Annotated in this window: 20 protein-coding genes; 9 read left to right on the top strand and 11 right to left on the bottom strand. The window is 72.1% G+C overall.

Annotated elements, in window-relative coordinates:
* Nucleotides 1-32 precede the first annotated feature (32 nt).
* Both M8C13_RS31330 and M8C13_RS31325 read left to right on the top strand, forming a co-directional pair.
* Nucleotides 33-908: a diiron oxygenase gene (locus M8C13_RS31330; RefSeq protein ID WP_252484357.1), complete on the top strand. Its 876-nt coding sequence runs from the start codon at nt 33-35 to the stop codon at nt 906-908.
* Nucleotides 909-911: 3 nt separating this feature from the next.
* On the top strand, nt 912-2,420 hold the full coding sequence (locus tag M8C13_RS31325; protein ID WP_252484356.1) for an FAD-dependent oxidoreductase: 1,509 nt from the start codon (nt 912-914) through the stop codon (nt 2,418-2,420).
* 52 nt (nt 2,421-2,472) lie between these two features.
* Here the strand turns inward: M8C13_RS31325 and M8C13_RS31320 are convergent, their stop codons facing one another.
* Together M8C13_RS31320 and M8C13_RS31315 are read right to left on the bottom strand one after the other, a co-directional pair.
* A complete protein-coding gene (locus M8C13_RS31320) occupies nt 2,473-3,069 on the bottom strand; it encodes an MmpS family transport accessory protein (RefSeq protein WP_252484355.1) in 597 nt (198 codons plus the stop codon).
* Between the two features lie 113 nt (nt 3,070-3,182).
* Nucleotides 3,183-4,142, bottom strand: a complete 960-nt coding sequence (locus tag M8C13_RS31315) for a phosphotransferase family protein (protein WP_252484354.1) — start codon at nt 4,140-4,142, stop codon at nt 3,183-3,185.
* 121 nt (nt 4,143-4,263) lie between these two features.
* Between M8C13_RS31315 and M8C13_RS31310 the strand changes: the two genes are divergently transcribed.
* Nucleotides 4,264-5,256 (top strand): hypothetical protein, encoded by a 993-nt coding sequence (locus M8C13_RS31310; protein WP_252484353.1) that lies wholly within the window; start codon nt 4,264-4,266, stop codon nt 5,254-5,256.
* A gap of 55 nt (nt 5,257-5,311) precedes the next feature.
* Here the strand turns inward: M8C13_RS31310 and M8C13_RS31305 are convergent, their stop codons facing one another.
* Together M8C13_RS31305 and M8C13_RS31300 are read right to left on the bottom strand one after the other, a co-directional pair.
* Nucleotides 5,312-5,593, bottom strand: a complete 282-nt coding sequence (locus M8C13_RS31305; RefSeq protein WP_252484352.1) for a DUF3040 domain-containing protein — start codon at nt 5,591-5,593, stop codon at nt 5,312-5,314.
* A 131-nt stretch (nt 5,594-5,724) separates the two neighbouring features.
* The gene (locus M8C13_RS31300; protein WP_252484351.1) at nt 5,725-8,547 is read right to left on the bottom strand and encodes a helix-turn-helix transcriptional regulator; all 2,823 of its coding nucleotides are present in this window, start codon (nt 8,545-8,547) and stop codon (nt 5,725-5,727) included.
* Between the two features lie 538 nt (nt 8,548-9,085).
* Here M8C13_RS31300 and M8C13_RS31295 point away from each other — a divergent pair.
* The 3 genes from M8C13_RS31295 (at nt 9,086) to M8C13_RS31285 (ending at nt 11,840) form a co-directional block, all read left to right on the top strand.
* On the top strand, nt 9,086-9,880 hold the full coding sequence (locus tag M8C13_RS31295) for an SGNH/GDSL hydrolase family protein (protein ID WP_252484350.1): 795 nt from the start codon (nt 9,086-9,088) through the stop codon (nt 9,878-9,880).
* A 379-nt stretch (nt 9,881-10,259) separates the two neighbouring features.
* Nucleotides 10,260-10,925 (top strand): class I SAM-dependent methyltransferase, encoded by a 666-nt coding sequence (locus M8C13_RS31290; RefSeq protein WP_252484349.1) that lies wholly within the window; start codon nt 10,260-10,262, stop codon nt 10,923-10,925.
* A 117-nt stretch (nt 10,926-11,042) separates the two neighbouring features.
* Entirely contained in the window at nt 11,043-11,840 is a 798-nt protein-coding gene (locus M8C13_RS31285) for a transposase family protein (RefSeq protein ID WP_252484348.1), read from the top strand.
* Nucleotides 11,841-12,158: 318 nt separating this feature from the next.
* Here the strand turns inward: M8C13_RS31285 and M8C13_RS31280 are convergent, their stop codons facing one another.
* The 4 genes from M8C13_RS31280 to M8C13_RS31265 all read right to left on the bottom strand — a co-directional run bounded on the left by M8C13_RS31280 (nt 12,159) and on the right by M8C13_RS31265 (nt 17,959).
* Entirely contained in the window at nt 12,159-13,106 is a 948-nt protein-coding gene (locus M8C13_RS31280; protein ID WP_252484347.1) for a hypothetical protein, read from the bottom strand.
* Nucleotides 13,107-13,168: 62 nt separating this feature from the next.
* The gene (gene otsB, locus M8C13_RS31275) at nt 13,169-15,712 is read right to left on the bottom strand and encodes a trehalose-phosphatase (RefSeq protein WP_252484417.1); all 2,544 of its coding nucleotides are present in this window, start codon (nt 15,710-15,712) and stop codon (nt 13,169-13,171) included.
* A 295-nt stretch (nt 15,713-16,007) separates the two neighbouring features.
* Complete coding sequence (gene argG / locus M8C13_RS31270; protein WP_252484346.1) at nt 16,008-17,456, bottom strand: argininosuccinate synthase; 1,449 nt, start codon at nt 17,454-17,456, stop codon at nt 16,008-16,010.
* Between the two features lie 74 nt (nt 17,457-17,530).
* Nucleotides 17,531-17,959, bottom strand: a complete 429-nt coding sequence (locus M8C13_RS31265; RefSeq protein ID WP_252484345.1) for an SRPBCC family protein — start codon at nt 17,957-17,959, stop codon at nt 17,531-17,533.
* 186 nt (nt 17,960-18,145) lie between these two features.
* On the opposite strand from M8C13_RS31265, the gene M8C13_RS31260 reads away from it, so the two are divergent.
* Entirely contained in the window at nt 18,146-19,009 is an 864-nt protein-coding gene (locus tag M8C13_RS31260) for an FAD-dependent monooxygenase (RefSeq protein ID WP_252484344.1), read from the top strand.
* On the top strand, nt 19,006-19,605 hold the full coding sequence (locus M8C13_RS31255) for a TetR/AcrR family transcriptional regulator (protein ID WP_252484343.1): 600 nt from the start codon (nt 19,006-19,008) through the stop codon (nt 19,603-19,605). The genes M8C13_RS31260 and M8C13_RS31255 overlap by 4 nt, the downstream gene beginning before the upstream one ends.
* Here M8C13_RS31255 and M8C13_RS31250 read toward each other — a convergent pair.
* Complete coding sequence (locus tag M8C13_RS31250; RefSeq protein WP_252484342.1) at nt 19,586-21,931, bottom strand: penicillin acylase family protein; 2,346 nt, start codon at nt 21,929-21,931, stop codon at nt 19,586-19,588. The two genes, M8C13_RS31255 and M8C13_RS31250, sit on opposite strands and share 20 nt — an antisense overlap.
* A gap of 90 nt (nt 21,932-22,021) precedes the next feature.
* On the opposite strand from M8C13_RS31250, the gene M8C13_RS31245 reads away from it, so the two are divergent.
* Complete coding sequence (locus M8C13_RS31245; RefSeq protein ID WP_252484341.1) at nt 22,022-22,210, top strand: hypothetical protein; 189 nt, start codon at nt 22,022-22,024, stop codon at nt 22,208-22,210.
* Here M8C13_RS31245 and M8C13_RS31240 read toward each other — a convergent pair.
* Together M8C13_RS31240 and M8C13_RS31235 are read right to left on the bottom strand one after the other, a co-directional pair.
* A complete protein-coding gene (locus M8C13_RS31240; protein WP_252484340.1) occupies nt 22,192-23,682 on the bottom strand; it encodes an FGGY-family carbohydrate kinase in 1,491 nt (496 codons plus the stop codon). The two genes, M8C13_RS31245 and M8C13_RS31240, sit on opposite strands and share 19 nt — an antisense overlap.
* A gap of 8 nt (nt 23,683-23,690) precedes the next feature.
* Nucleotides 23,691-23,864, bottom strand: a complete 174-nt coding sequence (locus M8C13_RS31235) for a hypothetical protein (protein WP_252484339.1) — start codon at nt 23,862-23,864, stop codon at nt 23,691-23,693.
* Between the last annotated feature and the right edge of the window lie 12 nt (nt 23,865-23,876).

Below are 23,876 nucleotides of genomic sequence, written 5' to 3'. Positions count from 1 at the left end.
AGTAACAGGTACCCGGCTTCTAAGGAGTCTTCATGACCAGCCAGGCCGTCGCGCAGAGGTTGCTGGACTCGTCGCAGGCGCTGTCCTACGACCCCACGACCGAGGTCGACTGGGACACTCCACTGGATGAGGCCCACCACGGCATGAGCCCGGAGTGGTGCAGCCTGTACGGCACCGCGTACTGGGCGGAGATGACCCCCGAGCAGCAGCGGGAGCTGACCCGCCAGGAGTCGGCCTCGGTGGCCAGCACCGGGATCTGGTTCGAGATGATCCTGCAGCAGATGGTGCTGCGTGACTTCTACGCCAAGGACCCCACCGACCCGGCCTTCCAGTGGGCGCTGACCGAGATCGCCGACGAGTGCCGCCACTCCATCATGTTCGCCCGCGGCGCGGCCAAGCTCGGCGCGCCCGCCTACCGGCCGAGCAGGCTGGTGGTGGAGCTGGGCCGGATCTTCAAGACGGTGGCCACCGGGGAGTCCGCCTACGCCTCGATCCTGGTCGCCGAGGAGGTCCTCGACGTCATGCAGCGGGACTGGATGCGGGACGAGCGGGTGGCCCCGTTTGTCCGCACCATCAACAATATCCACGTGGTCGAGGAGTCCCGGCACATGAAGTTCGCCAGGGAGGAGACCAAGGAGCGGCTGCGCGGCGCGAGCTGGCTGCGCAGGCAGGTCGACGCGCTGGTGGTCTCCATCGTGTCCTACTTCATCGTCACCAGCATGGTGAACCCGAAGGTCTACGCCAACGCCGGACTGGACACCAAGCGGGCGCTGCGCGAGGCCAAGGCCAACCAGCAGTACAAGTCCATGATGCGCTCCAGCTGCGCGGGCCTGATGGAGTTCCTCAACTCCGCCGGTCTGCTGACCAAGCCCGCCACCTGGTTCTACCAGCGCGCGAACCTCATCTGACCGATGGCCTTCGCGATCACCCAGACCTGCTGCAACGACGCGTCCTGCATCGCGGTCTGCCCGGTCAACTGCATCCACCCGACCCCGGGTGAGCCGGGCTTCGGCACCACCGAAATGCTCTACGTGGATCCGAAGGCCTGCATCGACTGCGGCGCCTGCGCGGACGCCTGCCCGGTCGACGCGATCTTCCCGGTCGCCGACCTGCCAGGCCCGCTCAAGCCCTACGCCCGCATCAACGCCGACTACTACGCCGACCGGCCGCCCGCCCTGGCCAGCGCCGAGCACGCGCCGATGTTCCACGACTGGGACCCGCCGGAGTTCGCCCGCGCCATCCCGGCCGACTTCCCGGCGCTGGACGTCGCGGTGGTGGGCACCGGTCCGGCCGGCATGTACGCGGTGGCGGACCTGTTGCTGCACACCAACGCCAGGGTCACGCTGATCGACCGGCTGCCGGTGCCCGGCGGGCTGATCCGCTACGGCGTCGCGCCGGACCACCCGTCCACCAAGAAGATCGGCGAGACCTTCGCCCGCTTCCACGACCACCCGCGGCTGCGGCTGCGGCTGGGCGTGCGGGTCGGCGCGGAGGTCACCGCGGCGGAGCTGGCCCAGCGGCACGACGCGGTGATCTACGCCGTCGGCGCCTCCTCGGCGCGCTCGCTGGAGATCCCGGGCGAGCAGCTGGCCGGCAGCCTGGCCGCCACCACCGTGGTCGCCTGGTACAACGGCCATCCCGATGTGCCCGCGGACGCGGTGGACCCCTCGGCGGAGCGGGTGGTCGTGGTGGGCAATGGCAACGTGGCCCTGGACGTGGCCCGCATCCTGACCGCCGACCCGCGCACCCTCGAAGGCACCACCATCGCCCCGGAAGCGTTGGCGCGCTTGCACACCAGCAAGGTCCGCGAGGTGGTGCTGCTGGCCAGGCGCGGCCCCGAGGTGGCCGCGTACACCGTCCCGGAACTGCTCGCCCTGCTCCAGCGCACGGACGTGGACGTGGTGGTCGACGACGCCGACCCGCGCACCGCGCAGGCCATCGACGCCGCCGCACCGCTGGACAAGGCCGGTCTGCTGCAAGGCCTCAAACGCGAACCCGTGGACCTGGCCGCCCCTCCCCCGCCGGGCCGCCGCCGCATCGTGCTGCGGTTCCACTCGGCGCCCCGGGAGGTCCTCGGTGACACCGAGGTGCGCGGCCTGCGGGTCACCGGCCCGGACGGTGAGGTCGAGATCGCCACCGGCCAGGTGGTCCGGGCGGTCGGCTATCGCGGCATCCCGGTGCCGGGACTGCCCTTCGACGAGGACAGCGGCACCATCCCGCACCACGAGGGACGGGTGGCGGACCGGCCGGGGACCTACGTGGTCGGCTGGATCAAACGCGGGCCCAGCGGCGGGATCGGCGCGAACAAGGCCTGTGCCGGCGAGACGATCGGGGCGCTGCTGGCGGACGCGGTGGCCGGCAGGCTGCGGCCACGACGGCGGCGGCTCACCTCGCGCCTGCTGGGCCGGACGGCGAGCTGAACGCGAACGGGGCGGGGTGGCAGTCGCCGCCCCGCCCCGGTGTTCGCGTTGATCAGGTGCCGATGCAGGACACCACGCTGAGCGCGCCCTCGGCGGTCTTGGTCGCGACCACCTTGCCGTCCACGGTGATCTTGCAGGTGAGCGTGCCACCCTTGGCGCCGGAGGTGGCCATCAGCGAGCCGCCCTTGATCAGGCCCTTGTTCTCCAGCTGCTTGGTCCAGGGCAGGCTGGTGGCCTTCTCCTGCTGGGACTTGCCCAGCTCGCCGTAGGTGATGTCCACCTCGGTGGCGGTGCCGGTGATCTCGTACTCGACCTTGGCCACCCGCTCCATCTCATTGTTCACCTGGTTGAACGCGGCGCCGAAGACCGCGGCCCAGGCGATGCAGACCAGCAGGCCGATCGCGGAGACCGCGATGCCGGCGATCGCCATGCCCTTGTTGTTGGCGCGGCCCTTGTTGACCCGGATGAGTCCGATCACGGAGAAGATCAGGCCGAGGATGACCAGCGGCCAGGCGATGACCCCGATGAACGGGATCCAGGAGAGGAGCAGTCCCACCAGGCCCAGCACGAACCCGGTGATGCCCAGCCCGTTGCTGGGCTGCTCGACCTGGGTCTGCTGGTACGACTGGTAGGGGTTGGGATCGGACACTTACCGGTTCCTTTCGAAGCCCCACGGCGGCGCTGTGGGCGTTCTGGACAAGAGCGACAATCTCGCAGAGCATGGCCATCTCGTCGCTAACGCGCGGCTAACCGCGCCTGTCGTCACCCGTTCGGCGGTAGCTCCGGCGGCAGCTGACTTCTCCGGAGCAGGGCGGCACACCAGTGGAAGTGGCCGTCGCTGCCGTCGGCGGAGAACAGGTCGTAGGTGGTGAGGGCGTAGACGGCCTGGTAGAGCGCGAGCGTCCCGGCCGGGTGGCCGAGCTCCCTGGCGAACAGGCCGGTGAGGGTGGCGGTGTGCTGCTCGGCGTGCGGTCCGTACATGTCCCAGATGGCGGCGGTGACCGCGGCCTCGAACGCGGGATCGCCCGCGGTGGTGAAGAAGCCGAAGTCGAGCACGGCGGTGGGCCTGCCGGTGTCGTCGACGTGGATGTTGGGCGGGACGAGGTCGCCGTGGATGGCGGTCACCGGTGCGTCGGGCAGGACCGCGAGGGCGGCCAGAACCCGTTCCACCACAACGGAAAGCCCCGGCACGTGGGCGGCCAGCACCTCGCCGTGCCTGCGGACGGCGCGCTGGAGCAGGGCGGCCAGCGCGTCGGGGAAACGCGTGTGGCCGCGCCAGAGCGGGCGATCGTCGCCGTGCACGGTGAGCTCGCGCATGGCCTCGGTGCCGGGCACGGTGGCAAGGGCGCGCAGGACGGTCAGCAGCGCGCTGGTCTCGGTGGCGGGCAGGTCGCGTTCGGCGGCGGTCATCACCGGCTCGGCGCGGAAGGGCGATCCGGTCAGCTCGCGTTCGTAGGTGACGAAGACGCCGTCGTGCAGCTCGGTGTCGAGGATCTCCGGGGTGGCGAAGGGCAGCCGGTGGCGGGCGATGTCGGCGTAGACCCGGCGGGAGAGCTCAAGATCGGTCGGCGACCGGCCGCTCCACACCTTGGCGACCAGGCCCTCCTCAAGCCGGTAGACGGCCCCCTCAACCCCGGCGGCGAGAGGGCGCGGCGCGCGGTGGCCGCGACGGGTGAAGTGTGCGAGCCACTCGTCGGCATGGCGCTGGTGGTATTCGACCATGGGAGAAGTAAACCCGCCCTCCCCCGCTAGGCCGAATGCAGTCACTTGGTGGCGCAGCCCGTTTACAACGTTGCAGAATGACCTCCGGCACCACCACTGGGGACTCCTGAGGGGGAGATCAATGCGCACCACCCTGCGCGCGAGCGCGCTTGCGCTCGCGTTCGCCACCATGTCCACGATCGTGCTGGCACCGGCTGCCGCGGCCGCGGCTCCGGACTGCACCTGGCAGGTTTCACCGGTCACCGCGCCGGACGGCTACGACCCGGCCTACCTCCAGGTCACCGGCGCCGACGGCAAGGGCAACTACTCCGGCTACCACGCCAGCTCCAACCCGGTGCTGGTGCGCTGGCAGCAGGGCGTGCCGCACATCCAGAAGAACCCGGCCGGTATGCGGTACGCGACCTCCGGTGACATGAACGCCGCGGGCGTGCAGGTGGTCAACGGGCTGCGCACGGGCACGAACGTGCGAGTGCCCCTGACCCACTCCCCGGAGACCGGCTACCGCGAACTGCCGGTCCCGCCGGGCATGTCCGACGTGCGCGCGGTCGCCATCGCCGACAACGGGGACGTGGTGGGCGACGCCCACCGCGAGGACAACCGGCGCAACGTTGCCGTGCACTGGCCGGCCTCCGGCGCCGCGCCCGTGGTCATCGACCCGCCGAGCCTGCGGCTCGCCTCGGCCTACGAGATCGAGGACGACGGCACGATCCTGCTCGGCGGCGGCTACAACGCGGCGGTGTGGCGCGACGGGCAGCTGATCGCGCCGGCGGAGCTCAGCAACGGCGTGCTCAGCGCCGGTCTGGTCAACGGCAAGGTCTACGGCACCAGGTTGCAGGACGGTCGGTCCTGGGTGTGGGACGTGCACACCGGGAACGTGACCTACCGGGAGGGCGCCAGCACCACCAGCGCGGTGAACCGCAACGGGCTCATCGCCGGGCAACTGGGCGACAGCTTCGGGCCGGTCGCGGTCTGGCAGGACACCCAGTTCCTCGGCGAACTGCCGCTGCCCGCGGGCGCGACCGAGGCCCGGGTGTCCAAGATCTCCGACGACAACACGGTGTTCGGCTACACCATCGGCGAGCGCCGCGGCGCGTTGCGCTGGCACTGCGCCTGAGCACAGCGGCACGGCCGGGGCTCCCTCCGGCCGTGCCCGCTGGCGCGGTCGGGGATCAGCGGCGCAGCCGCCGCCAGGTGAACGTGGCCAGCACCGCCGCGCTGATCGCCGAGCCCAGCACCACCAGCGTGGTGAGCGAGGCGGATATCCCGATCACCAGGATGGCCAGGCCGAGGGCGTAGGCGGCCAGCACGCCGAGCAGGGCCAGCGCCGCGTGCCGGGTGCGGGCACTGGGCGCGGACAGGCCGAGGAAACGGGCCGCCAGGCGTGGATCCTCCTCGGCGAGCCGCCGTTCGATCTCGTCCAGTGCGCGCTGCTCGTGATCTCGTAGTGCCATTCGCGGCCTCCGCCCGTGTTGCTCACGGGTACTACCTCGATCAGCCGCCAGTATCCACCCGAAACCGGGAACACCGCTAGGTCGTGTCGGCTTTGCGCGCACGTCGCCGGACTGGCAAGCACCACCGGGCTCTAGCCGACGCTGCGGTGCAGGTGCGCGACCAGCGCCGAGCGGCGGGGCACGCCGAGCTTGCGGTAGACCCGGGCCAGGTGGGTCTCCACGGTGCGCTCGGACAGGAACAGCCGGGTGGCGATCGCCTTGTTGGTCAAGCCTTCCCCGGCCAGCGCGGCCACCTCGGACTCCCGCCGGGTCAGCGCGCCCGGCGCGCTGTGCGCCGGTCCCGGACCCGGTGGCGCGCAGCGGCGGCCCAGGCGGCGCTGGTGGCGGGTGGTCTCCTTCAGCAGCAGTTCCGCGCCGGAGCCGGTGAACAGCGCGGCGGCCCGGTCCAGCTCGGCCAGGGCCTGTTCGCGCTCGCCCGCGGCGTCCCAGCCGAGTCCGGCCAGCAGGCGCGCCCTGCCGGTCTGCACCACGTCGCCCGCGCTGTGGAAGCCGCGGGCGGCGGTGGTCGCGGTGCGCGCGGCCGCGGGTCCGTCGGCGGTGGCGAGCTGCATGCGGGCGCGGGCCAGGTGCGCGAAACCCCAGCCGCGCGGGCGGTTCCGGTCCGCGACCCGGCTCGCGCGCTCGGCCCACTCCCCCGCTTCGGTCAGCGCGCCGCGGGCCAGTGCCGCCTCGGTCAGGGTCTCGTAGTGCTCGGGCCGGTAGGCGTGCAGCAGGCCGGGCAGCTCGGGGCCGCCGAGGGCCTCGACCTCGGCGCGGAAGTCCACCGGCTCGCCCAGCGCGAACCGGGCGGCGGTGCGGCTGAACAGCACCCAGGCGCCGAGCTGGAAGTCGCTGTCGTAGGCGCCGGGGTGCACGTCCTCGGACTCGGCCAGCGCGGTCTCGATCTGGCCGCGCCAGCGCGCGGTGGTCAGCAGCGCGGTCAGCCCGATCAGGTAGGGCGGCAGCGCGCCGACCAGCCTGGCCGCCTCGATCGCATCCCGCGCGGTGGTCGCCGCCTCGGGCAGTTTGCCCAGTGCGGCAAGGGAAACCGCGCGCGGGGTGAGGAACTCCGAGAGCAGCAGGTGCTGGTGCCGCTGACGGGCCAGGTGCAGGCCGCGGTCGAGGTGGCGCAGCGCGTCGGTGTGCCGGTCGTGGCTCTGCTCGGCCATGGCCACCCACATCAGCGTGTTCCACAGCGGCAGCACCTGCTCATCCGGCAGCTGGTCCAGCGCGGTGGCGGCCATGTCCAGGTTCGCGATCGCCTCGTCGCCGCCGTCGGGCGGGGCGAACAGCACCGCCATCGCGCGGGCGGCGATCTGCAGCGAGGGGTCCCGGCACCAGATCGCGGCGGCCCAGGCCAGCCGGGTGGCGGCCAGCGCGGACTTGTAGCCGCCGCGGCGGAACTCGATCAGGCCCCTGGTCAGCCACAGCACCGCGCCGGCCGGGGTGTCGGTCATCGGGGCCCGGTCCAGCTCCCGCCGCACCAGGGTGTCGGAGTCGGCGAGCTGGCCGCGCCAGCGGTGCAGCAGCGCGCAGCGGCCGACCGCGGTCTGCCGGAGGTCGTCGTCGCCGGGGGTGTGCGCGAGGATGTCGTGCAGCACGCTCAGCGCTTCTTCGACGTTGCCGGTCAGCGCGATGCTGGTGGCGTAACCGAGTTGCAGCCGCAGCCGGTCCTCCCCGGCGTCAGCGGTGGTCAGCCGCAGCGCGGCCCGGTGCAGGCTGGCCGCGGCGGCCGGGGCGTGCAGCTGGAGGTTCTCCGCCGCGGTGGTGAGCACCTGGATGGCGGAGGTGTCGCCGACCTTGCCGCAGCGGGCCAGGTGCGGGGCCAGCTGGGTGGGCGGGGCGCCGCGGGCGCGCAGCAGCTCGGCCACCCTGCGGTGCGCGGTGGCCTGCCACAGCGGGCTGGCCGACTCGTACACCGCGGCCCGCAGCAGCGGGTGCCGGAAGGTCACCGAACGGTCGGGTTCGTTGGCGCGCAACAGGTCCGCGGCCACCAGCTGCTGCGCGGCGGCCAGCGTCTCCGGCAGTCCGAGGCCGGCCGCGGCGGCCACCAGCTCCGGTTCGATCGGCTCGCCGATCACCGCGGCCGCCTTGGCCACCAGCCGGACCTGCTCCGGTAGCCGGGTGAACTCGGCCAGCAGCGCGGACTTCGCCGGCGCGGGCACCTGCTCGGCCAGCTGGTGCGGGTGCAGCGCGGACTCCGGCGCGCGGGCCAATGCCTGGAGGTACAACGGGTTTCCGCCGCTGGCCTGGTGCAGCGCGGCCGCCCGCAGCCCGCCGACCGCCGGTCCCAGCAGCCGCCTGGCCTCGGTCAGGTCCAGCGGCCCCAGCTCGATCCGGCGGCTGCTGCCCGCCGGGACCGCGCGGGTGAGCACCGCGGCCACCGCGCTGGGCAGCTGCCGCGGCCGGTAGGCGGTGATCAGCAGGATCGGCCTGCGCGGGCGGTGCCGCAGCAGCTGGGCGAGCAGCTCGGCCGAGGCCGGATCACACCAGTGCACGTCGTCGAGCACCAGTACCAGCGGGCGGTGCTCGGCCAGCAGCTCCAGCGCCCTGATCACCGCGCGGTGCAGCTGGAAGCGTTCGGCGTCCAGGCCCAGCCCGTCGGCCGCCCGCCCGGCACAGGCCGGGAACACCGAGGCCAGCCGGGCGCGCAGGGCGGCGGGCAGCGGGTGGTCGGCCAGCAGCGGGTCCAGCGCCTCGACGAACATGCCGAAGGCGGGCCGCGGCTCGAACTCCACGCCCCGGCCCCAGCCCAGCAGCACGCCGTCCGCGCGCTCGCGCAGCTCCTCCAGCAGCCTGGTCTTACCCAGCCCAGGCTCGCCGACGACCTCCGCGACGCTCAGCCGTCCCCCCGGCAGATCGTCGAGCAGCCGGGTCAACTGCCGTAGCTGGTTGTCCCTGCCCACCAATGGCATCTCGTCCCCTTTTCCCCGAGGACGGTTTACCAGAAGTGCGGTGAGGTCCCACGATCACCGAGACGATGCGCGCGCACGCAACAACGCCACCGCCATGGGCTTCCCTGACCGGGCGCGCACCTCGAACCGGGCGGTGGCCGGGCCGATCGGGGTGACCACGATGGCCGGCTCCACCGGCCCCGCACCCGTGCGCACCGCGGGGCCGACCGGTACCGACGGACCTCCAGACCTGCCCGGAAGTCCACCCGGGAGCGCCTGGGCTCAGGGCTCTTCGTCCTCCGCGTACAGCGGTTCGTCCCGGGTGCGTCGCCAGTGCACGACCCCACCGATGGCCAATGCCCACAACGGCGCGCTGTACAACCAGCCGAGCACCGGACCTCGCCTCCCCACGATCACCGGACCAGGGCAGAGTAGTGCCGGGCGCGGGCCACCGGACAGAGCACCATCGGGTGAAACCGACCGCCCGCGACGCGCGGCTGCCCGCGCAGCGGATGATGTTGTCTCGATAACCGTGCCGAATGATCAGGGGGAACGCGCGATGCGCTGGGAGAGTTGGGTCGCCATCGGGGACAGCTTCACTGAGGGCATGTGCGATCCGGCCCCTGGCAGCAGGCCCTGCCAGCCCGGCCCGGACGCCCGGTACCGGGGCTGGGCGGACCGGCTGGCCGCGATGCTGGCCGAGACCGAGCCGCGCGCCCGGTACGCCAACCTCGCGGTGCGCGGCAAGCTGATCGGCGAGATCCACGCCGAGCAGGTGCCGGTGGCGGTGGCCGCCCGGCCCGCGCTGGTCACGGTCAACGGCGGCGGCAACGACCTGCTCCGCCCCGGCAGCGATCCCGACCAGGTGGCCGCGGCCTTCGAGGACGTGGTGGCCGACCTGCGCGCGGCCGGCAGCCAGGTGCTGGTGTTCACCGGCTACGACCCGCACCAGGGCTCCCTGCTGCGCCGGATCAGGGGCAAGATCGCCGTCTACACCGCGCACGTGCACGCCATCGCCGCCCGCCACGACTGCCTGCTGGTGGACCTGTGGGCCTTCCGCTCCTGGACCACCGACTGGCGCTACTGGTGCCCGGACCGGGTGCACCTGGCCACCGAGGGCCACCGCAGGGTCGCGCTGCGCACCGCCGAGGTGCTCGGCCTGCCGGTGACCGAGGACTGGCGGGCGCCGCTGCCCGGGGTGCCGGAGCCGTCCAGGGGACAGCGGCTCTACGCCGACCTGCGCTGGGCCGGGTCGCACCTGGCGCCGTTCGTGGTGCGGCAGCTGCGCGGGATCTCGATGGGCGCGGGCGTGCCGCCGAAACGACCGGTGCTGACCGAGTTCGCCGAACACTGAGCCTTTGCCAACCTGGTGAGGGGGCTGGCCAGCGGTTGTGCGGCGTAGCGTGCGGCCCGGGAGTGGATGTGCCAGCGCTGCGGCCGTCGTGGACAGCTTGGTGGGGGCGGTGGTAAAGGTGGTGCCCACCGTCCTGGGCGGACGGATCGATCGCCTCGCCTTCGCGGTTGGAGTGTCCGACACTCCTACGCCCGACCTGTTCCCTAGGCCGTGTCGTCAAAGCCCCGTCTGCGGGAGTCGTGATCGGTTTGGCCGCTGGTGGCGCGGCCGGGACGCCCTCATACCGGACGTATTCGGGCGTTCCGGCCGTGCCGCCAGCGGCCGAACCGGCGCGGCTACCGCGGGCGGGGCTTTGACGACACGGCCTAGAGTCCGGCGGGTGAGTGAGAACGAAGCGTTGGATCGGACCCGCCGAGACTACGACGAGGTCGCCGAGTTGTACGACAACATGGTGCGACAGGGCGACCAAGTCATCGATGCGCTGTCAGCAGGGATGATCAACGCCTTCGCCGACCTCGTCCGCGCCGGTGGGTCGGTGGGTGCTGTGGTCGATGCGGGTTGCGGTCCCGGACAGTGGACCGATCACCTGGATCGAGCCGGTATCCGGGCTTACGGGATCGATCTGTCACCGGCCATGGTCGCGATCGCCCGCCGGTATCGTCCCGACCTGCGCTACGAGGTCGGTTCTATGCTCCATCTCGACGCAGGGGACGAGTCGATCGCGGGCATCCTGGCGCACTTCTCGTTGATCCACACGCCGCCGGACCTGCTTCCGCGCGTCCTGACCGAGTTCGCCCGAGTGGTAGAGCCGGGCGGACCTCTGCTGATCGGTGTGCAGATCACCGACACCGCAGACGCCAACGGTTGGGTCCCGTACGACCACAGAGCGTCACCGGCGTATCTGTGGACCCTCGACGCGCTCGCCGACCGACTGCGCGAGCACGACTTCGCCGAGCTCGGACGCCTGCGAATCGTTGCTCCGGCGGCAGGCAAGCCCCCCGCCGGATACCTGCTGGCGCGCCATGACGCCAAAAGTAACGAATGAATTTTGCCGACCTGGGCGGGCAGTCAGCGGTGTGCAGCGTGGCGTGGCCTCGAATGGGCGAACCTCCTGGTAGACGGGCGATTGCCTAGATCAACACGTCCCACCAGGAGCTTCAACGTGCTGTCCTACCCGTCCGGGATGACCGTGTCCAGCCGCGCCCTCGGCGTGCTCTCCGATGCGCTGCGAGCGCAGCGCAACCAGCGCCGAACCCGGTGGCGGAAGCTCTCGCCCGGCCGGCAGGCGCTGCTCGTGGTCGCGCACCTGCGTAAGGGCGAGACCTACGCCGACCTGGCCTGCGGCTTCCGCATCGGGACCTCGACGGTGTACCGGTACATCCGTGAGGCGCTCGAACTGCTCGCCGCGATGGCTCCCACCCTGGCCCAGGCGATCGAGGTCGCCCGCCGCAAGGCGTTCGTGATCCTCGACGGCACTTTGCTGCGCATCGACCGGGTAGGCATGACATCGGGCTATGACCGGGCCTTCTACTCCGGCAAGCACAAGGCCCACGGGCTGAACGTGCAGGTCGTCGCCGACCCGATTGGCCGGCTGGTATGGATCTCGCCGCCGCTGCCCGGCGCGAGAGATGACATGGGCGCTGCCCGTGAGCACGGGATCATCGAGGCGCTGGCCACCCACGAGATCCCCGCGGCGGCCGACACCGCCTATCAGGGCGCCGGGCCGACGGTCGCGGTTCCGCAGCGGCGCCGTCGGAAGGATCTGGGCACCGGCCGCTGCCGGCGCCTGTCCCGGAAGCAGAAGGACGTCAACACCGCCCACGCCCGCCGCCGTGGACCCGGCGAGCGGGCCAACGCCGAGCTGAAGAACTGGCGGGTCCTGCGGAAGATCCGCTCCAGCCCGAACACCGCCCACCGGCTCATCGCCGCAGTTCAGACCCTCATGATCGCCAGCGCATGATCAGGTTGGCAAAGGCTCACTGATTCCGCACTCGATCCGCACGCATTGCGACCGCGCCATTACAGGTTGACCTCCATTCATGCTTTTCCTGGTTCGCGGGGCAGGAACTGGATTTCTTCCAGGCAGCGGCGGCCATTTCCCGGCGCGCGACGCCTGATGTCGGCGGGGTCATCAGGGAGCGACGCGGAAACGATGCCGCCGAACCCGCGCCCGCCTTCGATAGCGGGGCTGGGCGCGTCGTGTCCACCGGCCGCAGGGGGCCGGTGGACATCGGAAGAGCGGGACGGCCGATGCGGGGCCGGCCGTCCCGCCCCCCGATCACCACTTCGGCACCTCTGTCCGGTCCGCCAGTTCCCGCAACGACTGGGCGATCCCATTGGCGGCCACGTCAAAGGCCGCGCCGAAGCCGACTCCGAGCGCGCCCCCGACCATGACCGCGTTCGCCGCTGACCGGAGCTCGCGGGCCAATGTGTTGCGCCACACCACTTCCGCCTCGCCCATGCCGAACTGCTGCCGCTGCGCGGCCGTCCGCGCCCGCAGCAGGTCCAGCTCCTGCTCTGCCTCGGCCAGCGAGACCTGGAGCTGTCCCAGCTTCTTCAGTTCGGGCAGACCGGCCAGCAGGAACCGGATCAGGTGCTGCCGGGCCTCCGCGCTGGGATACCTGGTGAACCGGAACCGGTCCAGCACCGGGGTCAGCCGCTCGGCCCACAGCCGGTCAAGATCAGCGGCTGGCAACGCCGCGGTCAGTGCGCTCAGCCTGGCCAGCTGCGTGCTGGGTGAGCGCGGCGGGCACTCCTCGATGGGCGCACGCTGCCAGTTGCCCCGTCGGGGGTTGCCCTGCTGGGGCAGTTCGCCGGCACAGCGCTCGAGGTGCTCGCTGAACATCCTGCGCACCGACCGGAACCCGTCACCGGACTCAATGCCGGACGGACGGCCGCCGGGGTTGAGGCGGCGTCCCAGCCGGATCAGGCAGTCGGCCACCGAGGTGCCGACCTCGACCAGGTCGAGCCTAGGATCGGTGCGGCAGGAATCCGCGGCAACCCGCAAGTCCGCCAACGCTTTCCGCACGATCGTCAGCCGGTCCTGAGCCCGGAGCACGGCGGCCAGCTCGGGCAGTTCCCGCGCCACCGCGACCGCCACCACGTCCGGTGCGGGGTCGGCGGGCCGGAGGTGCGGCCGGAGCGCGGTGGCGATCAGCTCGTGTTCCGGCCGCCGGGTGGAGCGGGCGGGAGACACCGGCCCGCTCGCCTCCGTCTTGTTGCCCATCCTCCTACCTTCACCGGCTGGACCGATCTCCCGCCGGCGATGTCCTGTTCCTGCCAGCGCGACTAGCCCAGCACGTCGAGCAGCTGGGCGCAGCGGATCAGGCCCAGGTGCGAGTACGCCTGCGGGTGGTTGCCCAGCGAGCGCTCGGCCACCGGGTCGTACTCCTCCGGCAGCAGCCCGGTCGGCCCGGCGCAGTCCACCATCTGCTGGAACAGCTCCTCGGCCTCGGTGCGGCGGCCGGTGAGCAGGTAGGCCTCGATCATCCAGGCCGCGCACAGGTGCCAGCCGCCCTCCGAGCCCGGCAGGCCATCGTCGCGGTGGTAGCGGTACACCGTCACACCCGACCGGAGTTCCGCCTCGGTCGCGGTGACCGTGGCCTGGAACCGTTCATCCGCAGGATCAATCAGTCCCGAGAGTCCAATGTGGAGTGTCGCGGCGTCCAGGTCGGTGCCGTCGTAGGCCGTGGTGAAGGACTGGACCTCCTCGTTCCAGCCGTGCTCCAGCACATCCGCGGCAATGTTGTCCCGCAACGGGATCCAGCTCGGATCCAGGTCGCGACCGTAGGTCTCCCCCAGCGCGATCGCGCGGTCCAAAGTGACCCAGCACATGACCTTGGAGTACACGCGGTGCCGCGGCGCGGCGCGCTCCTCCCAGATGCCGTGGTCGGGCTCGTGCCAGCGGCGGGTGACGGCTTCCGCCATGGCTTCGACCATGCGCCAGTCGTCGTCGGTGAGCTTGCCCCTGGCGTCGCTGAGCTTCTTCACCAGGTCCACGACCGGACCGAAGACGTCGAGCTGGACCTGTTGGTTGGCCAGGTTTCCGACGCGGACGGGGCGGGAGCCCGCATAGCCGGGCAGGGTGTCCAGCACGGCTTCCGGGCCGAGGGTGGTGCCGTGCAGGGTGTAGAGCGGGTGCAGGCGTTCCGGGCCGGTCAGGGTGGCCAGCACCCGGTGCACCCAGTTCAAGTAGGACTCGGCCTCGGCGAGGGATCCCAGTGATACCAACGCTTGCGCGGAGAGAGCGGCGTCGCGGACCCAGCAGTAGCGGTAGTCCCAGTTGCGGACCCCGCCGATCTCCTCCGGCAGCGAGGAGGTGGCCGCGGCCAGGAAAGCGCCGGTTTCGCCGTGCTGGAGGCCGCGCAGGGTGAGCGCGGAGCGGGCCACCAGATCGCGCTGGGTGCGGGGCAGGTTCAGGGCGGCGAGCCACTCGGTCCAGTACGCGTCGGCGCGGGCGCGGCGTTCGGCTTCCGGGGCGGCGGCGGTCAGATCGCTGGTGCCGCAACGCAGTTCCAGCACCACCGGGGCATCCGGGCGGACCGTGATCACGGCCTGGGCGGTGTCGTGCTGGCCGTCGGAGACGATCTCCCAGTCGACGCCGGGGGAACGCAGCACGATCGGGTCGGTGGTGCCCAGCACGCGCAGGCCACCGGGTTCGGCCACCAGCGACACCGGGACCTGGCCGAACTCCGGCCGCGGCGCGAAGGTGACCAGCGCGGTGGTGTCACCGGAGATCACCCGGATCAGGTCGGTGCGCTGCGGCTGCGCGTAGTGGTCCAGGTAGTCGGTGACCAGCAGCTTGGACCAGCGCGTTTCCACCGTCATGGTGCCCGGCACGTAACGCTGGCCCAGCGGCAGGCCGTTGCGCTCCGGCTTGATGGAGAAGTGGCCCGCGGACGGCCCGCCCAACAGGTCGGCGAAGACCGCGGCCGAGTCGGGTTCCGGGTGGCACAGCCAGGTCAGCCGGGCGTCCGGGGTGACCAGGGCGACCGAGCGCTCGTTGGCCAGCATGGTCAGGCGTTCGATCGGCACCGCCTGCTCACCGTAGAGCCAGTTCCGCCGTTCCTCCAGCAAGAAGGCCAGCACCAGGGCGACCTCGGGGGTGTCCGGGAGGCGGTACTGCGCCGCGGTCTGCCCGTCGCCGACCTTGATGCCCAGGTCCGGTCCGGCCAGGGCCTGGAAGGCCTTCTCGTCGGTGACGTCGTCGCCGATGAACAACGCGGCCGAGGCGGCCACCTGGTGCCGGAGCACGTCCAGGGCGTGACCCTTGTCGGTGCGGATCACGGCCAGCTCGATCACCGCTTTTCCTTCGGTGACCTGGATGTCCGGCCAGGTGCACGGGCCTTGCCGGACGGCGGCGAAGACGCGTTCGCCGACCTCGGGATCGGCGCGGCGGACGTGCACGGCGACCGAGGCCGGCTTGAACTCCAGGTGCACGCCGGGGGTGTTCGCGGTCAGGGCTTCCAGCGCGCGACGGACCCTGGTGAGGCGGTCCTTGGCGGCGGGGGCGAGCTGGTGCACGAAGCCGACGTCGAACTCCGAGCCGTGCGAGCCCACCAGGTGCACCTCGGCCGGCAGCCGGGACAGGGTGGCCAGGTCCCGCAGCGCCCGGCCGGAGATGACCGCGACCGTGGTGGACGGCAGCGCGGCCAGCGACCGCAACGCGTTCACCGACTCCGGCAATGGCTGGGCCCGCTCGGGATCGGCCACGATCGGGGCCAGGGTGCCGTCGTAGTCGCAGGCGATGAGCAACCTTGGCGTGCGGGCCAGCTGCACGACCGCCCGGCGCAGCTCGGCGGGCAGCGCGGCGGCCGCGGTGCGCTCGGGCACCACGGTCAGCCCGGCGGCGGGCGCCGCCACCGGCGGACTCGACGTGCGGGCCACCCCGGCGTCGCTGAACTGACCCACGGGAACTCCTTCACCACGACCGCGACCCCGTGTCGCAGGCGGCGACACTAACGCGGGGCCGCACCGGATTCTGGCTAGTTTCGAAGGCGTTCATACGCCGCCGCCGCAGTACTGCGGACAGGAGTTCCGGTTCGTTCTCCGGAACCGGGAAAGCCCGTTCCCACGACTGAGCCCGGCCGCGATTTCCGCGACCGGGACTCAAGTGTGGAACCAGTGACTAGTCCGCGCCGGACTCGATCGCGGCGAAGTCGAGCAGCTCGTCGTCGCCGTCGGTCATGCCGCGGGAGGCGATGGCCTCCGCGCCGCCCTCGGGCATGTCGCCGACCAGCTCGGTCGGCGGCACCTGCTGGACACCGAGCAGCGCGGGGTGCGTGCTGCCGACCATGCCCAGTCCGGCGTACTGCTCCAGCCGGGCGCGCGAGTCGGCGATGTCCAGGTTGCGCATGGTGAGCTGGCCGATCCGGTCCACCGGGCCGAACGCGGAGTCCTCGGTGCGCTCCATGGACAGCTTGTCCGGGTGGTAGCTGAACCAGGGGCCTGCGGTGTCCAGCACGGAGAAGTCCTCGCCGCGCCGCAGGCGCAGGGTGACCTCGCCGGTGACCGCGTTGCCGACCCAGCGCTGCAGCGCCTCGCGGATCATCAGCGACTGCGGGTCCAGCCAGCGGCCCTCGTAGAGCAGCCTGCCCAGCTTGCGGCCCTCCGTGTGGTAGCTGGCCAGGGTGTCCTCGTTGTGGATGGCGTTGACCAGCCGCTCGTAGGCGGCGTGCAGCAGCGCCATGCCGGGGGCCTCGTAGATGCCGCGGCTCTTGGCCTCGATGATCCGGTTCTCGATCTGGTCGGACATGCCGATGCCGTGCCTGCCGCCGATGGCGTTGGCCTCCAGCACCAGGTCGACCGGGCTGGGGAACTCCTTGCCGTTGATCGAGACCGGCCGACCCTGCTGGAAGCCGATGGTGACGTCCTCGGTGAGGATGTCCACCTCGGGGTCCCAGAACTTCACCCCCATGATCGGCTCGACGATCTCGATGCCGGTGTCCAGGTGCTCCAGCTGCTTGGCCTCGTGCGTGGCGCCCCAGATGTTGGCGTCGGTGGAGTAGGCCTTCTCGGTGCTGTCCCGGTAGGGCAGGTCGTGGCTGAGCAGCCACTCCGACATCTCCTTGCGGCCGCCGAGCTCGGTGACGAAGTCGGCGTCCAGCCACGGCTTGTAGATCCGCAGGGAGGGGTTGGCGAGCAGCCCGTACCGGTAGAACCGCTCGATGTCGTTGCCCTTGAAGGTGGAGCCGTCGCCCCAGATCTGCACGTCGTCCTCGAGCATCGCGCGGACCAGCAGGGTGCCGGTCACGGCGCGGCCGAGCGGGGTGGTGTTGAAGTAGGTGCGGCCACCGGAGCGGATGTGGAAGGCCCCGCAGGCCAGCGCCGCGAACCCCTCCTCCACCAGGGCCGCCTTGCAGTCGACCAGCCGGGCGACCTCGGCGCCGTAGGCGGTGGCCCGCCCTGGCACGGAGTCGATGTCGGGTTCGTCGGCTTGGCCGATGTCAGCGGTGTAGGCGCACGGGACAGCGCCCTTGTCACGCATCCACGCGACAGCAACCGACGTGTCGAGGCCGCCGGAGAAGGCGATCCCGACACGTTCTCCGACAGGCAGTGAGGTAAGCACCTTGGACACGAGTGAAGTATATGCATGCCTCTGTATGACTATGCAAGTGTGAGGTTGAACCGGCAGTCTTCGGGGTGACCGGACTAACTCATGGCCTTGATCAGGGTTTCCCAGGAGCGCAGGAACTCGGGGTACTCGGCGGCGAACTCGGCCAGCGCCCGCTCGCCCTCCGGACTCAGCGGAGTGAGCTGGTAGCTGACCGTGACCAGGGAGCCGGTGCCGTTCGGCTCGACCTCCACCGTGACCGTGCCCGCCCGCGAGCCGGGGGTGACCCTGGCGTAGCTGATCCGGCGGTCCGGCTGCCGGTCCAGCACGATCCAGGTGGTGGTCTCACCGTCCACAGTGGTCTCGAACACGGTGCCGGGCTCGGTGTCATCCACTGTGGACACCGGGAACCGGGGCTGCCAGCCGGGCACCCAGCGTTCCTCGCCGCGCGCGGTGAACAGTGGGAAGGCTGCCGCCGGGGGCAGCGGAAGCGGGAACTGGCCGGTCAGGTGCCGCGTAGCCGTCATCCGGACCAAGGTAGTCGGGGTCGCGCGGGGAGTCTTGCCAAATTGCCGCGCGACGCAAGCGGGTCCGGAAGTGCTCGGACCGGTCACCGGCGGCAGGCTACCGAGCTGATCCGGGCGGCCCACCGCTGATCCACACCGCCCAGCGTTAGCTGCTAACATGTTAGTGGCTAACACTGGGAGGTCGTGGTGGGGTTCACGTCTGTGCTGGTGGTGGGGGCAGGGCCGACGGGGCTGACGCTGGCCTGCGCCTTGCGCGCGGCCGGAGCAGGCGTGCGGGTGGTGGACGCCGCGCCCGGACCGGCCACCGGTGTGCACGCGCTGACCGAGCGGCTGGCTGACCTGGGCGTCGCGGTGGAGTGGGGCCTGCGGGTCACCGAGGTGGTGCCGGGCAAGGACATCGTGCTGGTGCGGGCGGGCGCGGAGGTGCTGCGCGCGGGCTGGGTGGCCGGGTGCGACGGCGCGCACGGCACCGTGCGCGCGGCGGTCCGGCGGCCGGACTACCGGTGCGGGCGGGTGCTGCTGGCCGGGAGCGCGGCGCACGGCCGGGGCGGGGCCGGGATCGGGGACGCGGAGAACCTGGGCTGGAAGCTGGCCGCCGTGGTGCTCGGGCGCGCGGCCGAACAACTGCTGGAGACCTACGAGGCCGAACGGCGGCTGGCGGCCAGGCCGCGGCGGCTGCTGACCGGACCGGGGCCGGTGTCCTACCGGCGCGGCCCGCTGGCCGGATCGCGCTCCGGCGGCGTGCTCGGCCGCGCGGGTGACCGGGTGCCGGACCTGGCCTGCCACCGCGCCGACGGGACCCCCACCCGGCTGCACGAGGAGCTGGGCGGCCGCTGGGCGCTGCTGTCCGCCTTCGCCAACCAGTCTCCGATGATCCGCCCCTGGCTGGGCGAGAGCGTCACCGACCTGCGCTGGCCGCGCACCGAGCTGGCGCTCATCCGCCCGGACGGCCACCTCGCCTGGCACGGCCGCCGCCTCGAAGGTCTGCGGCGGTGGCTGACCAGGGTCCTCGGGCGAGTGGTGGCACCAGCGCCGATACTGGGCCGGTGAGCGAGACCGACTGGCGGGCCCGGAAGAAGGCGGACACCCGGCGCGCGATCCAGGAACACGCGCTGCGGCTGATCATGGCCAAGGGCTTCGAGGCGACCACCGTGGAGGAGATCGCGGCCGCCGCCGGGGTCTCGCACATGACCTTCTTCCGGCACTTCCCGCGCAAGGAGGACGTGGTCGAGGTCGACGACTACGACCCGTTGATCACCACGCTGCTCACCGAACGGCCCGCAGGAGAACCGCCGCTCACCGCGGTGCACCGGGCGGTGCGCGCCGGGCTGGCCGAGGTGCTGCCCAAGGACCAAGAGACCGTGCTCATCCGCACCAAGCTGGTCATGGCCACCCCGGCCCTGCGCGCCCGCAACTACCTCAACGTGGAGTCCACCACCGACCTGTTCGCCGCCGCGCTGGCCACCCGCGCCGGACTGGCCGAGCCCGATCTCGCGATCAAGGCCCAGGCCGCGGCCGCGGTGGCCGCGCTGACCACCGCGGTCACCGCCTGGGTCGCCAGGGACGGCGAGCCGGAGCTGACCGCGCTGGTGGACGAGTGCTTCGCCGCGCTGGGCGTGCCGGTGGTCAGGGCAACAGCAGGGTGATCCGGTCGGCGTGCCGCTCCACCGCGGCGCGGCTGTAGAGCAGCGGGAAGTACTCGCCGTCCCGCCACTTCCCGGCCAGGTCCCGGTAGTGCCGGTTCGCCTGCACACCGGACTGGCCGGGGGTGTTGATCGCGCGGGCGGCGTCCCAGTTGCCCACGTCCAGCACCATCCGGAACGAGGCGCCGCTGGTCTGCCGGAAGTCGGTGCGGCGGTAGGAGGACTGGTTCACCGTGTCCTTGGAGCCGCCGCGCGGGAACGGGCCGACGTCGAAGCGGGCCCGGTCCGCCGGGGACAGCGCGGGACTCAGCGGGTGCTGGAACAGCGTGTGCTGCAACCGGCCCCACTGCCAGGCGGCCGGGTCCGGGCCGAGCAGGGTCTCCAGCTCGCGCCAGGCGGCGGCCAGGGTGCCGGTGACGAGCTTGTCCCGCTTGACCACCGGGTCCGCGCCGAACCACTTCTCCGGGTGCGCCATGGCCTCCAGCAGGTTGCGGGTGTCCGGGACGGGGATCAGCGGCGCGGCGGCGGGAGCCACGGCCTGGGCGAAGGCCGGGTTGAGGTGCCTGCTCAGCCACACCTCGAACAGCGCGGCCCGCCCGGACTCCGCCGCCAGCACCGCGTCCCAGCCGCGCAGCAGCGCCAACGCCTTGCCGGACAACGGATCCGCCGCCGGCACGGTGGCCAGCACCTTGGTCAGCTGGCGGGCCGGGATGGACAGCTGGTCGTTCTGCAAGCGCTGGGCGTCGGCCACGGTGAACCGCTTGTCCGCGTTGAGCACCTCGGTGATCCGGTTGTGCCGGTACGGCAGGCCCCACTCGAAGCCGATCGGGTGCGGGAAGCCCGGCGGCAGGTTGTACTGGTTGGCCGTGGCCACATAGCCCTGGGCCGGGTTGTAGGCGTGCGGCAGGTCGTCGCCGGTGTGGAAACCGGTCCACTCGAACCGGCCGTCGCCGGGCGCGGGCAGCAGGCCGTCGTAGCCGGAACGCTTGGGCGACAACCCGCCCGGCACCCAGCCGATGTTGCCGCTGGTGTCGGCGTAGACCTGGTTCTCCGTGGGCGCGCCCCAGTTGCGCATGGCCGCCTTGAACCCGGCGAAGTCCTGCTCGTACATGTACCGCACGCTGCCGAAGTAGGGCGCCATGCCGGGTTCCAGCCAGGCCGAGCGGACCGCGAAGGCGTGTCCGTTCCCGCTGGCCAGCACCGGTCCGTGGCGGGTGAACGGCAGCTCCACCTCCACCGGCTCCCGGCCGGCCACCGCGATCTTCTCCCGCAGCACCTTGATCGGCTCCCAGCCGTCGCGGTACCGGTAGCGGCCGGGGTCGGCCGGGTCGAGCTGGTAGACGTAGAGGTCCTCCTGGTCCATCCGGAAGATGGTCAGCCCGAAGGCGATCCGGCCGTTGTGCCCGATGGAGACGCCGGGCAGCGCGGGCTCGTTCGCGCCGATCACGTTGAGGCCGGGCGCGGAGAGGTGGCTGAGGTAGCGCAGCGAGGGCGCGGCGTAGGCGCGGTGCGGGTCGTTGGCCAGCTGGGCCCGGCCGGTGCCGGTGCGGCTGGGCGCGATCGCCCAGTTGTTGCTGCCCTCGCTGACCTCCTCCCTCGGTGTGGCGACCACCGCGCCGCCGGTGAAGCTGACCTGCTGGGTGGCCAGGGTGAACACCCGCAGCACGTCGGCGGGGACCAGGCACGGGTCGAGTCCGCCAGGCGACTGGATCGGCCGATCGGGCTGCAACCGCTGCCGCAGCTTGTCGGTCTCCGCACCAGCCGCGCAGGCGATCCTGGCCCTGGTCACCTCGTCGGTGAGGTTGCCGGTCAGGCCGTGGCTGCGGATGCGCACCACGTCCTCCGGCGACCACCTGGCCGGCCGGTAACCGAGGCGGCGGAACTCCTCCGGCAGCGCGGCCGGGGTGCGGGCCAGGTGGTCCAGGTAGGCGTTGATGCCCTGGGTGAACCGGGTGGCGATGCCGCGGGCCCGCTCGCCGTAGGCCGCCCACTCCCGGTCCAGGTCACCGCGGTAGAGGAACAGCCGGGTGGCCCGGTCCTGCTCGACGTAGTCCGGGCCGAGCACCTCGGCGAGCTGCCCGAGGCCACGCCGCCGCCACAGGTCGATCTGGAACAGCCGGTCCCTGGCGGCCAGGAAGCCCTGGGCCAGGAAAGCGTCATCCTGATGGGTGGCGAAGACGTGCGGCACGCCCCAGGTGTCGGTGACCACCCGCACCGGCCCCTTGACCCCGGGGATGCGGTGCACGTCGAGCGCGGGCGCGGCCGTCGCGGGCGTCAGACCAGCGCCGACGCTGACCAGTACGAGCGCCACCAGCAGGAACCGTCTCATCGTCCGCCCCTTCCTCGCCACCGTCTCCAGACACCTTTCCGCATCCGGCGGCGCGGTGTAATACCCGATGGTCCCGGGAATCCGGCACCCATGACCGAACCGCAGGCCTTCGCCGAGCTACCGCCGGAGCGGGAACCCGATCCCGACGATCCGCACGCCGCCGACTTCGAGGATCCGGAGGACTTCGCCGAGGCCGTCGGCCCGGACCCGACACCGCAGCAGGTGGACGAGTACCAGCAGCAGTTCGGCAAGGGACCGACTCAGGAACCGCCGGACTGACGCTGCTGCCGCGCCAGGAAGTGCGCTGTGTCCACAGTGGACGGATACAGCGCGCGGTAGTGCCGGTGGCTGTCCGCGTACACCTCGGCCCGCGCCGGGTCGGGCTCGAGCGTGGCGGCCACCGGGTTCCACCGTCGTGCGTCCACCCGCTCGCCGAGCGCCCCGGCGGCCAGCATGGCGTTGCCGAGGCAGGCCCCCATGGTGTGCCGGGGCACCTCCTGGGCGCGTCCGGTGACGTCGCTGACGATCTGGGTCCACAGCGAGCCCTGCGCGCCGCCGCCCACCGCGACCAGCCGCTCCGCCTGCCCGCCCGCGGCGGCCATCGCCTCCAGGTTGTGCCGGACACCGTGCGCCACGCCTTCCAGCGCGGCCCGGTACAACTCGGCGCGGCCGTGCCGCAGGGTGAGCCCGGCGATGATGCCGCGCGCGTCCGGGTCGAAGATCGGCGTGCGCTCCCCCGCGAAGTAGGGCAGCACCAGCAAGCCGTTGCTACCGGCAGGCACCCGCGCCGCCTCGTCCAGCAGGGTGCCGACCTCGCCGCCGAGCAGGCCGCGCAGCCAGTCGGTGATCGAGCCGGAGGTGGCCATCCCGGCGGCCAGGCTGTAGGTGCCGGGAAACACGCCCCTGGTGGTCCACAGCTCCGGCGCGGGCACGGGGTCGGCCGGCACCTGGATCAGGAACATGGTGCTGCCGTACATGATCATGGTGTCGCCGGGCGCGCTAACGCCGACGCTGGTCGCCTCGGCCCAGGCGTCCACCGTGCCCGCGGTGACCGGGATCCCCGGCGGCAGCCCGGTCTCCCGCGCCGCCTCCTCGGTGACCACACCGGCGATCTCGGTGGGCCACAACAGCTCCGGCAGTGGCAGGCCGGGCGCGACCCGCTCCGCCCAGTCCCGCGCCCAGTCCGCGGCGTGCAGGTCGTAGAGCGGATCGCACTGGCTGGCCGAGTGGTGGTCGAGCACGAACCGGCCGGTGAGCCGGTGCACCAGGTAGGAGCTGGCCATGAACCACAGCTCGGTCCGGCGGTGCGTCTCCGGCTCCAACTCGGCCACCCAGCGGATCTTGGGTCCGACCGCCTGGCTGGACAGCGCGGTGCCGCCGCGGGCCAGGATCGGCGCCGCGCCCAGTTCCGCGGTGAGCGCGCTGATCTGCTCGGTCGCCCTGGTGTCCACGCCGTAGAGGATCGCCGGGCGCAGCGGCCTGCCCGCGCCGTCGGCAGGCAGGTAGCAGGGGCCGATCCCGCTGACCGCGACCGCGGCCACCGGCCCGGCCTGGGCCAGTTCCCTGGCCAGCGCCCGGAAATCGGCCCACCACACCGCGTCCGCGTCGTGCTCGAACCAGCCCGGACGAGGCGTCGAGGTCTGGTGCGCCCTGGTCGCGGTGGCCAGCACGGTGCCGTCCCGCCGGGTCAGCACGCCCTTGCTGCTGGCGGTGCCGATGTCGATCCCGAGCAGCAGTCCCTGGTCCGCCACCGCGCCGGTCAGGCGTCCTTGGTCAGGTCGACCCCGTGCTCACCGGCCAGCCGCTTGAGGTTGTTCAGATCGGCTTCGTGCAGGTCGGCGCGGTGCTCATCGCCCTCGGCACGGGCCGCGCGGACGGCCTCCTTGGCCTGCGCCACCCGCTGGTGGATGTTCGTCTCGAACTCACTTGCCACGTCTTGGTCCCC

This window comes from Crossiella sp. SN42, assembly GCF_023897065.1.
Taxonomy (GTDB): Bacteria; Actinomycetota; Actinomycetes; order Mycobacteriales; family Pseudonocardiaceae; genus Crossiella.
This window is presented reverse-complemented; position numbering and strand designations above follow the sequence as displayed.